Annotated in this window: 12 protein-coding genes; 8 read left to right on the top strand and 4 right to left on the bottom strand. The window is 75.8% G+C overall.

Translation table 11 applies throughout. The features are described from left to right. Positions 1–95: 95 nt before the first annotated feature. From WAB14_RS07780 to WAB14_RS07755, 6 genes are all read left to right on the top strand, one after another. Positions 96–1,769, top strand: coding sequence for an RNA polymerase sigma factor (locus tag WAB14_RS07780; protein ID WP_377002416.1), 1,674 nt, complete (start codon positions 96–98; stop codon positions 1,767–1,769). A 35-nt stretch (positions 1,770–1,804) separates the two neighbouring features. Further along, positions 1,805–2,917: a hypothetical protein gene (locus WAB14_RS07775; protein WP_340268989.1), complete on the top strand. Its 1,113-nt coding sequence runs from the start codon at positions 1,805–1,807 to the stop codon at positions 2,915–2,917. Next, positions 2,914–4,239 carry a hypothetical protein gene (locus tag WAB14_RS07770; protein WP_340268988.1) on the top strand — a complete coding sequence of 442 codons (1,326 nt, stop codon included), beginning with the start codon at positions 2,914–2,916 and terminating at the stop codon, positions 4,237–4,239. The genes WAB14_RS07775 and WAB14_RS07770 overlap by 4 nt, the downstream gene beginning before the upstream one ends. Positions 4,240–4,330: 91 nt before the next feature. Next, a complete protein-coding gene (locus tag WAB14_RS07765) occupies positions 4,331–5,557 on the top strand; it encodes a hypothetical protein (RefSeq protein ID WP_340268987.1) in 1,227 nt (408 codons plus the stop codon). A gap of 45 nt (positions 5,558–5,602) precedes the next feature. Then, on the top strand, positions 5,603–6,754 hold the full coding sequence (locus tag WAB14_RS07760) for a hypothetical protein (RefSeq protein ID WP_340268986.1): 1,152 nt from the start codon (positions 5,603–5,605) through the stop codon (positions 6,752–6,754). Between the two features lie 142 nt (positions 6,755–6,896). Next, positions 6,897–7,640 (top strand): hypothetical protein, encoded by a 744-nt coding sequence (locus WAB14_RS07755; RefSeq protein WP_340268985.1) that lies wholly within the window; start codon positions 6,897–6,899, stop codon positions 7,638–7,640. A 29-nt stretch (positions 7,641–7,669) separates the two neighbouring features. Here WAB14_RS07755 and WAB14_RS07750 read toward each other — a convergent pair whose 3' ends face one another. Together WAB14_RS07750 and WAB14_RS07745 are read right to left on the bottom strand one after the other, a co-directional pair. Beyond that, positions 7,670–8,179, bottom strand: coding sequence for a DUF456 domain-containing protein (locus WAB14_RS07750; protein ID WP_340268984.1), 510 nt, complete (start codon positions 8,177–8,179; stop codon positions 7,670–7,672). Positions 8,180–8,268: 89 nt separating this feature from the next. After that, positions 8,269–8,475 (bottom strand): DUF7455 domain-containing protein, encoded by a 207-nt coding sequence (locus WAB14_RS07745; protein WP_340268983.1) that lies wholly within the window; start codon positions 8,473–8,475, stop codon positions 8,269–8,271. A 201-nt stretch (positions 8,476–8,676) separates the two neighbouring features. Here WAB14_RS07745 and WAB14_RS07740 point away from each other — a divergent pair, with 201 nt between their 5' ends. Both WAB14_RS07740 and WAB14_RS07735 read left to right on the top strand, forming a co-directional pair. Then, entirely contained in the window at positions 8,677–10,809 is a 2,133-nt protein-coding gene (locus WAB14_RS07740) for a DNA gyrase/topoisomerase IV subunit B (RefSeq protein WP_340268982.1), read from the top strand. A 339-nt stretch (positions 10,810–11,148) separates the two neighbouring features. Then, positions 11,149–11,850: a GNAT family N-acetyltransferase gene (locus WAB14_RS07735; protein ID WP_340268981.1), complete on the top strand. Its 702-nt coding sequence runs from the start codon at positions 11,149–11,151 to the stop codon at positions 11,848–11,850. Positions 11,851–11,877: 27 nt separating this feature from the next. Here WAB14_RS07735 and WAB14_RS07730 read toward each other — a convergent pair whose 3' ends face one another. Then, the gene (locus WAB14_RS07730; RefSeq protein ID WP_340268980.1) at positions 11,878–12,861 is read right to left on the bottom strand and encodes a sucrase ferredoxin; all 984 of its coding nucleotides are present in this window, start codon (positions 12,859–12,861) and stop codon (positions 11,878–11,880) included. Further along, a complete protein-coding gene (locus WAB14_RS07725) occupies positions 12,858–15,242 on the bottom strand; it encodes a DNA gyrase/topoisomerase IV subunit A (protein WP_340269173.1) in 2,385 nt (794 codons plus the stop codon). The genes WAB14_RS07730 and WAB14_RS07725 overlap by 4 nt, the downstream gene beginning before the upstream one ends. Positions 15,243–15,258: the final 16 nt, after the last annotated feature.

The following is a 15,258-nucleotide window of genomic DNA, read 5'->3' as shown; positions in this document are numbered from 1 at the left end:
CCCCCCTGACCGTAGTCGACGAAGGGCTGTGCGTGTCGTCGGAGCACGAGAACCGTTCCCTGCAGGACATCCTGCGTCATCCCGCCATCGAGCGCATGCGCGCCCGGATCGTCAGCGGCGCCCCCGTGGAGCCCGGTGACCTCCGACAGGTGGTGGTCGACGCGCAGGTCCCGTCGGGTCGGATCAAGGGGGTCATGGCGGAGCTCGTCTCGGCCGGGCTCGACATGGGCGCCCTGGGGCAGCAGCTGCCCGCCCCGCGGCGCCGCAAGGCGGTCGCGGCGGCGCGTACTCGCACGCCGTCCACGACGGCGACGATCGATGACGGGACGGTGGGCATGACCAGCACGACCGCGACGGGCGAGGGCGGGACCGCCGTCCTCGACGACGAGCCCGGTACCTCCGCACCGGCGAAGAGGACGGCCGCCAAGAAGGCCGCCGCGAAGAAGCCGGGTGCCAAGCCCGCGGCCACGAAGGCCGCGAAGAAGACCGCCGCGAAGAAGGCGGCCGCTGCGCAGCCCTCCGACACGGCGGCCCCTGCCGGCTCCGACACGGCGGACGACGAGGAGACCGTGGAGGTCGAGCCGGACCTCGCCGACGTGTCCGACGACGACGCGGCCGAGGCCGGCGACGTCGAGGACGGCGACGACACCGAGGACGGCGACGACACGGACGCCGCGACCGAGGCCACGGACGACGACTCCGACGACGAGGCCGACGGGGACTCCGACGCCGTGGCCGCTCCCGCGGCGGCCGGTGCGGCCCCGGCGTCCGCGTCCGGTACGACGCCGCCCTCCGAGGCGTTCGTCATCACCGCCAAGGACGACGACGACCCCGCACCCACCGTGGTGCAGGCGGGCGCGACGGCCGACCCGGTCAAGGACTACCTCAAGCAGATCGGCAAGGTCGCCCTCCTCAACGCCGAGCAGGAGGTCGAGCTCGCCAAGCGCATCGAGGCCGGGCTGTTCGCCGAGGAGCGCCTGAGCCACGAGGGCGCGACCCTCGACAGCCGCCTCAAGCGCGAGCTGTGGTGGATCGCCGAGGACGGCCGACGCGCCAAGAACCACCTGCTCGAGGCCAACCTGCGTCTCGTCGTCTCGCTCGCCAAGCGCTACACCGGCCGCGGCATGCTCTTCCTCGACCTCATCCAGGAGGGCAACCTCGGCCTCATCCGCGCCGTCGAGAAGTTCGACTACACCAAGGGCTACAAGTTCTCCACGTACGCCACCTGGTGGATCCGGCAGGCCATCACCCGGGCGATGGCGGACCAGGCCCGCACCATCCGCATCCCCGTCCACATGGTCGAGGTCATCAACAAGCTGGCGCGCGTCCAGCGCCAGATGCTGCAGGACCTGGGCCGCGAGCCCACGCCCGAGGAGCTGGCGGTCGAGCTCGACATGACGCCGGAGAAGGTCGTGGAGGTGCAGAAGTACGGCCGCGAGCCGATCTCCCTCCACACCCCGCTCGGCGAGGACGGCGACAGCGAGTTCGGCGACCTCATCGAGGACTCCGAGGCCGTCGTGCCCGCGGACGCGGTGAGCTTCACGCTCCTGCAGGAGCAGCTGCACTCGGTCCTCGACACCCTGTCCGAGCGCGAGGCGGGTGTCGTCAGCATGCGGTTCGGTCTCACCGACGGGCAGCCGAAGACCCTCGACGAGATCGGCAAGGTCTACGGCGTCACGCGCGAGCGGATCCGGCAGATCGAGTCCAAGACCATGTCGAAGCTGCGCCACCCGAGCCGGTCCCAGGTCCTGCGCGACTACCTGGACTGATCCGGGACGACGAGCGGGCGAGCCCGGAGCACGCCGTGCCGACGCGAGAGGCCCGTCACCACACGGTGACGGGCCTTCTCGCGTCCCGGGGCGCGACGCTGCTGCTCCTCCTCGCGGTCGTCCTCGTGGCGGTCCTCGCCGTCCGCGACGGGACGGCACGCGAACGCACGGACTCGGCCGCGACGGACGCCGGGCGCGTCGACCTCGCCCCGGTGGCGGCGCTCCCGGTGTGGCCCGCGCCCCTCGGCACCCCTGTCGCGGGACTCCCGGACGGGCTCGCCGTCGGTCCGGTCGACGCCCGCGGCTGCCGCGCGCTGCTCCGGGACGCGGACGGCGGACTGGGCGCCCCCGTGGGCTGGGTCGTGGCGGACCGCGTCGCCGCCGTCTCCCTGCACCGCCGCGGCGGCAGCGGGGAGGCGGTCCCGCTCGCGGGCGTCCTGCCCGCCGAGGCGCTCGCGGCGCTCGACACCGCGACCGCCCACGCGAGCCGCGACGTCGTACCGGTCCACCGCCACGACCTGCGGCTGCTCGTCACCCGGGACGAGGTGCGGGACGGACGGCTGACGCTCGTCACGAGCGACCTCGGCGCCGGGCACGGACCGGCGTGGGCCGAGCTCCGCCGTCCCTCGGCCGGACGGTGCGCGCTCGACCCCGCGACGGGCCGGACGATCGGGACGGCGGACGACGTGCCGCTCGCCGACCCGGGCGGCTGGAAGGACCTCCGCGTCGACGAGCCCGTGCCCGCCGCCGTCGCCCGCGACCTGGGGGAGCCGGAGGTCCGCGGCTCCTGCACCCTCCTGCGCCCCCGCCCCGACGGCCGCTACGCCACCGGGGCCTCCGTCGTGCTCGTCGCCGACGGCGTCGTCCGGGCCGTGGGGCTGCGCGCCGGTGGCCTCGCGGGCGTCATCTCCGTCGGCGACCGGCCCGAGCGGCTGCGAGCCACCCTGCCCGACGCCGTGGGCGCCGCGGAGCTGCGCGCCATGCGCGACAACGGCGGCGTGTCCGTGCGGCTCGGTCCCGGCAGGGGCGTCGTCGTGGGCGTCGACCGCCCCACCGCCGTCGTCCCCGGGGTGGACTCGCCCGCCCCCGGACCGGAGCTGCTCGTGAGCTCCGTCCTCGTCGGTCGCGAGTGCGGGTCCGCGGCGTGAGCCCGCGACGCGGCCTGCTCGCCGTCCTCGTGGTGTCCGCCGTGCTCGTCGGGGTGCTGGTGGTCCGCGGAGGGAGCGCGGTGGCCCCCGGGGACCTCGCCGCCCTCCGTGCCGAGCCCTCGAGCAGCCCGGTGCCGAGCGAGCTCGGCCGTCGCGGCGACCCGGACGTCCTCAGGGTCGACGCCAACGGCGTGCCGGGCCTGCGGCTCGGTCAGGCCGTCCCCGACAGCCTCGTGGGTCCGCTCACGCTGCCCGATGGGACGCTCCTGCCGTGCGAGGAGGCGAGCCCGTTCGTCATGCGCTCCCGCACCCACCCGGTCCTCGCCCGCGGCGGCTACCGCGCGACCGGCTGGGTGCAGGACGGGCTCGTCACGTCGGTCCGGCTGACGACGGACCTGGTGCCCGACGAGAACGCCGACGACGTCGACACGTGGCTCGGCGTCACCATCGGCTCCCCGGTTGCCGCGGCCGCCGAGCTCCCGGGCGCCCGGACGCACGTCGAGCGCCCCTTCGGCCGCTCCGGGCCCCTCGCCACCGTCGTCGTGGTGCCGCTCCCGGGCGATCGCGAGGCCGTGGTCGCCGCCGTCAGCGCGGGCCTGCAGAGCTGGTCGACCCAGTTCGAGGCCGGCCCGCTCGGCGACGAGGTGTCTCTGGACCCGGACCCCGCCGCGGCGCGCGTGACGAGCATCGAGCTCCGGACCCGCGCCGCCCGGGTCTGCGACTTCGACCCGCTCCTCGAGTGGTACGACCGGTCGTTCGAGGGCGAGCCCGGTCTCGTCGTCGACGGGGCCGGCGGTCACGTGCGGGTCGACGGCACCCGCTTCCGCCTCGGCGAGGTGGCCGACCTGGCAGCTGCCGGGTTCCGCGCGCAGCGGCTCGAGTCCGAGGGCCCCTGCGTGCGGTGGCGGGCCGAGGGCGACGCCGTCACCGCCACCACCGTCGACGGCCGGCTGACGGCGATCGCCTCGGCCGTGCTCCGGGACGCCGCGGCGCACGAGGGTGACGGCGGTCCGGGGCCTCGCGACGGGTTCGCGTGGCCGGCTCTCGGGATCGGCACCGGCAGCGCGGCCTCGGACGTGGCGGGGGCGGCGCGCCGGGAGCTCGGGCCGGGCGCGGTGCGTCCGGTGGCCCGCTCCGCCGGTGGGCCGCTCACCGTGCGCCTCGCCGGCGACGGAGACGCCGACGTCCCGGACGTCCGCGTCCGCCTCGAACTCGTCGAGGACATCGCGCTCGTGGGGGACGTCGACCAGCCGGTCTTCGGCTCCGACCCACGCATCGACGGCGTCACGCTCGTCCTGGCCGGCGCGGACACCACCTGCTGACCGACGAGAGGTGCGTGGCACCATGCCCCTCGGGGGTGGCGTCGTGGAGGATGGTCGACCGGCCGCAGCGGGCCGAAGGAGCGTGCTGGCGGTGTCGGCGCTGGCGATCGTGCTGCTCGTCGGTGTCGTCGTGGTCCGGGGAGAGTCACCCGTCGGCGACACGACACTCGCCGCGCCCCCCACGACCGGGCCGACACCGTCGGCGAGCCCGGCCCCACCGGATGTCGACGCCGTCGAGCTCACCGCCAACGGCGTGCCGCTGCTGCGCCTCGGTGCCGCCCCCGGAACCGGGGTCGAGGTGCCGCCGGGGGACGGGCCGGACCCTCGGCCCCCGGCGCTCCGACACTGCGACTTCGCCTACCTCAGCGGCATCGACGCCACGACGACCGGCACCACGACCGGTCCCGAGTCCGCCGTGCTGCGGCTCGGGTCGCGGCACTCGGTCACCGCCTGGACCGTGGGCGGTCGCGTCGAGGGGCTCACCGTCCAGGCGTGGGACCGGCCCGAAGCGCCCGACCCGGTGCTGGCCACGTGGCTCGGCGTGACCATCGGCTCGCCGATGAGCGACGCCGCCGCCCTTCCGGGAGCACGGACCGAGCGCGTCCGCCCCTGGCCCGAGCAGCCTGCGGTCACCGTCGTCCGGGTGCCGCTGCGAGGTGGTGGCACCGAGCTCGTGGTGGGCGACGCGACACCGTTCGAGGACAGCGACAGCCCCGACGACGTGCCCGCGCGCGGCCGTGTGAGCCGGCTCGTCCTCCAGACCGCGACCGGGCGCAGCTGCGCGGAGGAGTCGGCGGTGTGGGAGTCGACCCGGCCCGCCGGCGACGCGCCCGTGACCGTGACCGACGTCGGGGTCGACGGCATCCGGCCGGGTGCCGACGCGACGGCCCTCGTCGCGGCCGGTGTGCTCGACGACGCCGGGGAGGCGTTCGACTCCTGCGAGCAGCGGGAGTCCGCGGCTCACCCCGGCGTCAGAGCGCTCGTCCGCGACGGCACGGTGGTCCGGGTGTTCCTGCCGGACCCCGTGGAGGTCGCGGGCACGCGGTTGTCCGGGCTCACGCTGCGGGAGCTGCTCGAGTCGCCGGTCGCGGACCTCGTCTCCGCGGACCCGGGCGTGCCGGGGCAGTCACTCGGCGAGGGGGGCACGAGCTGGGGACAGCCGGTGTACCTGCACGTCGCCGACGGCGTGGTCCTCGAGGCGTCGCTGCAGCCCGGGTGGCGTCCGGTGAACGGGCTGGGCTCATCCCTCGCCGGCGGCCCGCTCCGGCTGCAGGCCGGGACCCTCGTGGATGACGACCCGTACTCGGTCGACTGCTGAGGCGCCCGACCTGACGCCCGCGCGCGCCGGTGCGACCCTGAGGTCGTGACGGCGACGCGACGGCCGGCCCGGCGGTGGGTGGTGCTGCTCGTCGCCGCCGGCGTCGTCCTCGCGACGGTGCTGCTCGCTCGTGGGGGCACCGCGGTCGATGACGCCGTCGTCGCGGAGGTCCGCGCCTCCGCGACCGCCACGCGCGCTCAGTCCGGTGAGCCCGGGCCCTCTGCCCCGGCGGCGCCCGCCGTCGTCCCGGACGGACGGGTCGTCCTCCGCGCCGACGGTGTCGACGGCCTGCGGCTCGGCATGAGCCGCCAGGAGGTCGTGAGCGCCGGCTTCGTCGTCGGCGGCCGCTCCTACGGCCCGTGCACACCCGTCGTGCCGGGGCTCGCCGACCGTGGCCCGGGGCAGGGCGTGCGCGCGTGGCTCGTCGACGACCGGGTGGCGGCGGTCACGGTCGACGACCGGGTCGGGGACGCCGCGTCCTTCCTCGGCCCGGGACCCGGCGACCCGTTCGCGGACCTCGACGGGGTGCCCGGGGTCCTGTTCGGCGACCTGCGCGTCGCCGTGCCGTGGCAGGCGGCACCGTTCCGCGTCGACGTCGCGTGGGTGCGCCCGACGAGCGACGTGCGGGTCGCCTTCGTCGACACGAGGGGCGACGGCTCGGTCGGCCACGTCGAGGTCCGCACGAGCGCGGCGGCGGACTGCGCCCGGCTCCAGCGCGACGCCCGGGCGGCCGACGCGGCCGCCCTACCCGTCCTCGACCCGAGCGGGTGGGGCGAGGTCCGCCTCGGGCGGCCGCTCGCGGAGGTCCCGGACACGGTCCGCCTGCAGCGGGACGCCGTGACGGGGCAGGGCTGCGAGCTCGTCCTCGCCGACGACGAGCCCGGGCTCGTCCTCGTCGTCCTGCGGGACGGCGTCGTCGTCGCCGTCACCGTCGACGAGGGCGAGGTCGTGCGCGGCGCCCGCATCGGCGACCCCGCGGAGGACGTCCGCGACGCCGTCGGGCCCTCCACCTCCTACCTGCTGCAGTTCTGGGAGCAGGGGCTGTCGGCCGACTGGCAGGTCCCCGACGGCGCGGGCGACAGCGTCCGCGTGGTGCTGCGACCCGCCCTCGAACGGGTGCCGGTGCCCGACGTCGACGCCGTGCTCGTCGGGCCGCGGCCCGTGCTCGGCTCCGTCGAGCTGGGGGACGGCTGCTGACCGGGGGAGAGGTGGCGGTTCCCGGGGACAGCGACGACCGCCGGGTGGTAGAACGTGCTCGGCCACCCGGGGACGGTGGCCCCGGGGGGCGCGCACCACTGGCGGATGCGCGAGACCGGTCGAGGACGAGGACTTCGCTGCCATGACCGTTCGCCCGATCGCCCTCCGCGCCGCCGCCGTCACCGCGGCAGCCGCGCTCGCCTCCGCGGGGCTCGTGCTCGCCGCCGGACCCGTCGTCGCGTCGGTCCCCGACGACGACCTGTGCGACCGTGCGCTCGAGGACGTCGAGGCGGAGGTCGGGGACATCGACAGCGCCGAGTTCGCCGCTCTGGTCCGGGTCCAGGACGAGTTCAGGACGGCGGTGGAGCCCCTCAGCGACGAGGTCAACGAGCTCGACGGCGCCATCGCAGGCTTCGACCTCGCGGCGGAGGAGGAGCTGCTCGCCGACGCCGAGGCGGGTCTGGCGGAGCAGCAGGACGTGCTCGCGCAGGCCCGGCAGGACCTGGTGACCGCCGAGGAGGGCGGGGACCCCGACGCCGTCGCGGCGGCGGAGCAGGCCGTAGCGGCGGCCGAGGCGGCCGTGACGGAGCTCGAGACCGAGGTGGCGCAGCGCACGGAGACCATCGCCTCCGCCCTCGAGACGGAGCAGCGCCTCGACGAGACCCTCGCGCAGATCGGCGCTCTCAGCGACGCGTACACCGAGGGACTGGCCGACGTCCTCGGCGTCCCCTTCGCCGTCATCGCCCGGTGGACCCAGGGGGGTGACAACGTCATCGGCGTCATGATCGAGGCGTGCCGCGCGGAGGGCGTCCCGGCCGACAGCGACGACACCGACGACGCACCCGTCGCGACGCCCGTCCGGTCCCGCGCGGACTTCACGGGCTGAACGGCTCCGCCCGCCGCCGGGAAGTCGCTTCAGGTCAGCACGACGACGAGCACGAAGAGCACGACGCTCGTCACGCCGGCGGCGAGCTCGATGGCCTGCGACGTCACGACCGCGACGACGGCCTGCCACGTCGAGCCGAGCGAGCGCCCGAGGTGGCGGGCCCGGTAGGACTGCACGAGGTACACGGCGCCGACGAAGAACAGCGGCAGCCCGACGACCGGCACCACGAAGAACCCCACCACGCCGGCGAGGCCCGCCACGAGCAGGACCCACGACGGGATCCCGGCGGCCAGCAGGCGCTTGCCGGGGACGTAGTACTGGAGCACGGCGGCGGCCGCCCACAGCACGAGCGAGACACCGAGGGCGGCCCAGCCCCAGGGGTCGCGGTCGTACAGCGTGAAGCCGAGGAACGCGGCGTTGACGAGCGCGAGCCCGGGGAGCACGGGCACGACGATCCCCACGAGCCCGACGAGCATCGCGAGGAACGCGAGGGCGACCGCCCACTCGCGGGGGTCGAGGAGGTCGGCGACGTCGGCCACGGCACGTCACCCTACGCACGACGAGGGGCACCCCGGCTCAGCCGGGATGCCCCTCGTGCGGTGTCGCGCGGCGGTCGGCCGCCGCGCCCTCAGCTGTCCGAGTCCTCGGTCAGCCGGGTCGTCTCGTCGTGGACCTCGGCGCCCTGCGCCTCGAGGGTGGGGGCGAACTGGCGGCCGTGGTGGCCGCAGAAGAGCAGCTCGCCGCCGCCAGGGAGGGTCGCCTTGACGTACGCCTGCGCGCCGCAGCGGTCGCAGCGGTCGGCGGCGTTCAGTGCCGGGGCCGTCAGTGTCGTCATGGTGCTGGTACCGCCCTTCGGGGGGAGCCGGATGCAGCGGGCTGCACCGGGGAGGGGTGGAGCGTCGGTCGGTTCTCCTCGTGGCTGTCGTACGTCACAACCATGCCCGCTGTATCGGCGTTCCCACGGCACATCTGTTCCGCTGCTGGCGAAACGGAGTGGGACGACAGCCGTTCGGCCCCTCCTGGGTACCGTGAGCCGGTGAGCCAGACGACGACCCGCAGCCGCTCCGGGGCCGAGGAGCCGTCGTACACCGCCCGCCACCTGTCGGTCCTCGAGGGCCTGGAGGCGGTCCGCAAGCGCCCCGGCATGTACATCGGGTCGACCGACACCCGCGGCCTCATGCACTGCCTGTGGGAGCTCATCGACAACTCCGTCGACGAAGCGCTCGCCGGTCACGCGACCCGCGTCGACGTCGTCCTGCACCCGGACGGCTCCGCCGAGGTCCGCGACGACGGGCGGGGGGTGCCGGTCGACACGGAGCCGCGCACCGGGCTCAGCGGCGTCGAGGTCGTCTACACGAAGCTCCACGCCGGCGGGAAGTTCGGCGGTGCCTCCTACGCCGCCTCCGGCGGCCTGCACGGGGTCGGTGCGAGCGTCGTCAACGCGCTGTCCTCGCGTCTCGACGTCGAGGTCGACCGCGGCGGCCGCACCCACGCGATGAGCTTCCGGCGCGGCGAGCCGGGGGAGTTCGACGACACCGGCGGCCGCACCCCGGACAGCACGTTCGCCGCGTTCACCGACCGGTCGCGGCTGTCCGTCGTGGGGAAGGTCGCGAAGGCGCGCACCGGCACCCGGGTGCGGTTCTGGCCGGACCCGCAGGTCTTCGTCCGCGGCGCCGGGTTCGAGCGCGACGGTCTCGTCGGCCGGCTCCGGCAGACCGCCCACCTCGTCCCCGGCCTCACCCTCGCCGTCACCGACGAGCGGGGCGTCGAGGGCGGCGACGAGCCGTGGCACGAGGAGTTCCGCTTCGACGGGGGGATCGGCGAGTACGTCGACTACCTCGCCCGCGGGGAGGCCGTCGCCGGTACCTGGCGGCTGCAGGGCGCCGGGGAGTTCACCGAGACCGTCCCGGTGCTCGACGCCACGGGCCACCTGGAGTCCCGGGAGGTCGACCGGGTGTGCGAGGTCGACGTCGCCGTGCAGTGGGGCAGCGGCTACGACACGACGGTCCGGGCGTTCGTCAACGTCGTCGCCACCCCACACGGCGGCACGCACCTCACCGGGTTCGAGCAGGCCCTGCTGAAGACGGTCCGCGCGCAGGTGCAGGCGAACGCCCGCCGTCTCAAGGTCGGGGGCAAGGACGGCTCCGAGCGGGTGGAGAAGGACGACGTCCTCGCCGGCCTCACGGCCGTCGTCGCCGTCCGCCTGCCGGAGCCGCAGTTCGAGGGCCAGACGAAGGAGGTCCTCGGCACGCCCGCGGTCCGCCAGATCGTCGCGAAGGTCGTCGAGCGCGAGCTCACCGACCTGCTGACGTCGACGCGGCGGGAGCACAAGGCGCCCGCGGCGGCGCTGCTCGACAAGGTCGTCGGGGAGATGCGCGCCCGGGTCGCCGCCCGCGTCCAGCGCGACAACCAGCGGCGCAAGAACGCGTTGGAGTCCTCGAGCCTGCCGACGAAGCTCAAGGACTGCCGCAGCAGCGACGTCGAGCGCAGCGAGCTCTTCATCGTCGAGGGCGACAGCGCCCTCGGCACGGCGATGAGCGCCCGCAACTCCGAGTTCCAGGCGCTCCTGCCCATCCGGGGCAAGATCCTCAACGTCCAGAAGGCGTCGGTCGCGGACATGCTCCGCAACGCGGAGTGCGCGTCGATCATCCAGGTGATCGGCGGGGGCTCCGGGCGGACGTTCGACCTCGACGCCGTCCGCTACGGCCGGGTCGTCGTCATGACGGACGCCGACGTCGACGGCGCGCACATCCGCACCCTGCTCCTCACGCTCTTCTTCCGCTACATGCGCCCCCTCGTCGACGCCGGCCGGGTGTACGCCGCCGTCCCGCCGCTGCACCGGGTCGAGGTCGGCAGCGGGCAGGGCAAGGAGGTCCGCTACACGTACTCCGACGCCGAGCTCGCCCGGGTGGTGCGCGAGGCGGAGCGGAAGGGCCGCCCGGTCAAGCAGCCCGTGCAGCGGTACAAGGGTCTCGGCGAGATGGACGCCCAGCAGCTCGCGGAGACGACGATGGACGTCCGTCACCGGACCCTGCGCCGGGTGCGGGTGCAGGACGCCGAGGCCGCGGAGCGGGTCTTCGAGCTCCTCATGGGCTCCGACGTGGCACCCCGCAAGGACTTCATCGTCACCGAGGCCGACCGTCTCGACCGGGACCGCATCGACGCCTGAACAACTCCCTGGCGGGGCGGGCGACGGACTGCCATGCTCCGCGCTCGTGCCCACGATCCCCGGACCCGTCGCCGGCCTGACGTTCCGACGGGGCCGCCCCGACGACGTCGACGGCGTCTTCGCGTGCGTCGTCGCCGGCTACGCCGCCGACGCCCCCCAGGAGAGGGAGACCCGCGAGGACGTCGCCGACCTCTACGACACGCCGTGGTGGGACCCGACGACGGCGTCCCTCGTCGCGGAGGACGCCGGCGGGACCGTGCGGGGCTGGGCGGAGGTGTACGACCGGCCCGGGCAGGTCCGCACCCGCCAGGTCCTCCTGTACGGCGGCGTCGACCCGGCGTGCCGGGCCGTGGGGTCGGCCGGGCCCTGCTGGCGTGGCAGGTGGCGCGGGGCCGGGAGCTCGTCGCGCCCGACGTCGGCGGGGACCGCCCCGTCTTCCTCCGCACGTACGCCGAGGACCACCTCACCGACCGCTCGCGCCTGCTGCGGGCCGCGGGCTTCGACGCGCGTCGCTTCGCGGTGTCGATGCGCCGCGACCTCCGCGACCCGCTGCCCGACGTCCCCCTGCCCGACGGCCTGCGGGCGGTCGAGCTGGACCCCGCCGACGACGTGCTCGTCGACGGGGTCCGCCGCGCCCACAACGAGGCGTTCGCCGGGCACTGGGGCAGCGAGCCGTTCGAGCCGGACGACTGGCGCCGCCGCGTCCTCGTCGGGCCGGGCAGGCGCCCCGACCTCTCGCGCGCCGTCCTCGACGGCGAGCGCGTCGTCGCGTACGTCGTGAGCGGCACGTACCCCGACGACTGGGCGGCGCAGGGCTGGACGGAGGGCTGGGTCGACCTGCTCGGCGTCGTCGACTCCCACCGCGGCACCGGCCTCGGCCGCCACCTCCTCGTCGCAGCCATGCGGACCTACGCCGGCGAGGGCCTGGAGTACGCGGGGCTCGGCGTCGACGTCGAGAACCCGAGGGCCCTCGGGCTCTACACCGGGCTCGGCTTCGAGGAGCGGGGCCGGGAGACCAGCTGGGGGCTCGACGTCACCTGACGGCCGGGCGCCCGCGACAGCCCCGGCTCAGCCGCCGAACCACACCCCGGGCTGCGGGTCGGCGTCCACGTCGGCGTGCCAGACGGCTACCGGGCTGGGCTCCGCCTCGCACGAGCTGGGGCGGAGCTCGTCGGTGACCTCCTGCTTCACCCGCACCCGGAACGTGCGGCCACCGGTGTGCCGCAGGAGGACGAGCGTCGCCGCGGGGTCCTCGGGGTGGGGGCCGCTCCCGTCGACGTGGACGTCGTCCGGTCCGGCGTTCGTCGCGACGACGGCGAGGTGCCGGCGCACGGCGGCCTCGGCGACCTGCTCGACGGGCGGGTACGTGGACCGGCCCCGGTAGCCCTCCACGACGTGGCGCCCGGCGAGCTGGTCGTCGACGGCGTGGGCGAGGACGGCCGGGTCGGGGCCGAGACCGCCGAGCAGCACCCCGTGGGGCAGAACCGCGGCGGTGGGCGCGAACCGGTGCCCCCCGAGGTGGCTGGACTCCCACACGAGGACGCGCTCCCGGGGGAGCCGGTGCGCGAGCAGCGCGGCCGCGGGTCGTCCGGCGAGGGCACAGCACCGGTCGCGCGCGCCGTTGGTGCACACGAGGACCGCTGGTCGTGTCTCGCGGCGCCCGACGCCCGGGTCGCGACCCTGGGCGAGCAGTGCGACCGCGCCACCGTCCGGGGCGACGAGGCGGGCGAGCGCCGCCTCCTGCTCGTCGGGACCGACCGTCCGCAGCCACGCGCGACCCGGCACGGTGCCTGCGAGCACGAGCCCGACGTCCGGGACGGGGTGGCCAGGCACCGGTCGCAGCAGCACCGGTCGGACCCGCGGGACCCGCTCGAGCGCCCTCGCGAGCTCCTCGGGCACCCGGTCGATGGCCCGCCGGGGCCACGCCCCCGGCAGGACGATCCCCACCCACGCCACCGCGTGCGGGGCCGTCCCCTCCACCGGCTCGCCGACCGCGGCGGCGAGCACGCTGCACCGGGCGGGGACCTCGCCCTGGGTCCCGCCCGCCGTCACAGGGGCACGCCGCCGAGCAGCACGACGCTGCCGGCGGGACGCGAGCCGGAGCCGTCCCGGCGCGGGTCCGCCTCCGGCAGGGGGACGGGCGCGCCCGTGGTCCCGGCCGCGAGCGCAGGACCCGGCCCCACCCAGGCCGCGACGAGCGCGTCCTCGCCCTTGAGGAAGCGGTGCGCTCGCACCCCACCCGTGCCCCGGCCCTTCGCGGGGTAGGCGGCGAACGGGCTCACCTTCACCGACGACGCGGGGCTGCCGGGCAGCGCGCCCGAGGCCCCCGCGGCGGTGGCGACGACGTGGTCCTCCGCCGCCGCGGGCACCGCCGTGGCGGCGAGCACGCGGGCGCCCGCGGCGAGGCGCATGCCCGCCATGCCGCCCGCGGCGCGTCCCTGCGGTCGCACCGCGGCGGCGGCGAAGCGCAGCAGGCTGGCGTCGTCGGCGACCACGACGACCTCGTCGTCGTCCGCGCACGGGAAGGCTGCGACGACCGCGTCGCCGTCGGCGAGCCGGACGACCTCCCAGTCCTCGCGGCCGGGCGGCACGTCCGGGACGACGCGCTTGACGACGCCCCGCACGGTGACGAGGCCGAGCGGGGTGGCCTCGGCGAGCGCGACGAGACCCACCACGGCCTCGCCGGCCGCGAGGCCCGCCGCCTCGCTCACCGACACGCCCCCGGACAGGCTCACGGGGGAGGCCGTCGGCGGCAGGGCGGGCAGGTCGACGACCGGGACCCGCACGCAGCGCCCGAGGCTCGTGACGACCCCGACCTCGGCGCGGCTGGTCGTCAGCACCCCGGCGCGCACGACGTCGTGGCGGCTGCGCTCCCGGGGCCCCTCGGGCCGCACGAGCGGGGAGTCGTCGGCGGTGCGCGCGAGCAGGCCCGTCGCGCCCAGCAGCACCCGGCACGGCGTGTCCGGCACCTCGAGGTCGACCGCGGCGGCCCGACCGCGCGGCTGCGGCACCTCGCCCTCGAGCAGGACGGTCCGTCGGGGCGTGCCGTGCTCGGCGGCGACGGCGTCGAGCTCGTCGGCGACGGTCTCGCGGAGCCGCTCCTCCGAGCCCAGGAGGGCGCGCAGGCCGTCGATGCGCTCCCGGAGCTCGTCCCGCCGCTGCTCGAGCTCGAGGGTGGAGAAGCGTGTGAGGCGGCGCAGCCGCATCTCGAGGATGTGCTCGGCCTGCGCCTGGGACAGGTCGAAGACCTGCATGAGCCGCTCGCGCGCGGCGCCGGAGTCGTCGCTCGTGCGGATGACCTGGATGACCTCGTCGATGTCGAGGACGGCGACGAGCAGGCCCTCGACGAGGTGGAGGTCGCGCTCGGCGACGTCGAGCCGGTGCCGCGTGCGGCGGCGGACGACGTCGAGACGGAAGTCGACGTACACCTCGAGGAGCTCCCGCAGCCCCAGGGTGCGGGGCCGGCCGTCGACGAGCGCGACGTTGTTGACCGCGACCGTCTCCTCCAGCGGCGTGAGCCGGTACAGCTGCGCGAGGACCGCGTCGGGGTCGAAGCCGGACTTCAGCTCGACGACGACCCGCAGGCCACGGCGGCCGTCGGAGAGGTCCTGCAGGCCCGCGATGCCGTCGACCTTGCGGTTCTTCACCGCCTCGCTGATCTTCTCCACGAGCCGCTCGGGCCCGACGCCGTACGGCAGCTCGGTGACGACGAGCCCCTTGCGCCGGGCGGTCACGGCCTCGACGTCGACCCGGCCGCGCAGCCGGAACGTGCCCCGCCCGCTCTCGTAGGCCTCGCGGACGCCGTCGAGCCCCACGACGATCCCGCCGGTGGGGAAGTCCGGTCCCGGCACGTAGCGGGCGAGCTCGGCGAGCGTCGCCTGCGGGTGCCGGACGAGGTGCCGTGCGGCGGCGACGACCTCCCCGAGGTTGTGCGGCGGCATGCTCGTCGCCATGCCGACGGCGATGCCGCTCGCGCCGTTGACGAGGAGGTTGGGGAAGGCCGCCGGCAGCACCTCCGGCTGCTGCAGGGAGCCGTCGTAGTTGTCGACGGTGTCGACGACGTCCTCGTCGAGGCTCGCCGTCAGCAGGGGAGCCGCGGGCGCGGGCCGGGCCTCGGTGTAGCGCGCGGCGGCGGGTCCGGCGTCGAGGGAACCGAAGTTGCCGTGCCCGTCGACGAGGGGCAGCCGCATGGTGAACGGCTGCGCGAGCCGGACCAGGGCGTCGTAGATCGCGCCGTCGCCGTGGGGGTGGAGCTTGCCCATGACCTCGCCGACGACACGGGCGCTCTTGACGTGGGGCCGCTCGGGCCGCAGTCCCATGTCGGCCATCTGGTAGACGATGCGCCGCTGCACCGGCTTCAGGCCGTCCCGGGCGTCCGGCAGGGCACGGGAGTAGATGACGGAGTACGCGTACTCGAGGAACGCGCCCTGCATCTCGTCCTGCACGTCG

The organism is Aquipuribacter nitratireducens, assembly GCF_037860835.1.
Taxonomy (GTDB): Bacteria; Actinomycetota; Actinomycetes; order Actinomycetales; family JBBAYJ01; genus Aquipuribacter; species Aquipuribacter nitratireducens.
The sequence above is the reverse complement of the archived record's forward strand: the minus strand, read 5'-3'. Positions and strand labels throughout refer to the sequence as shown.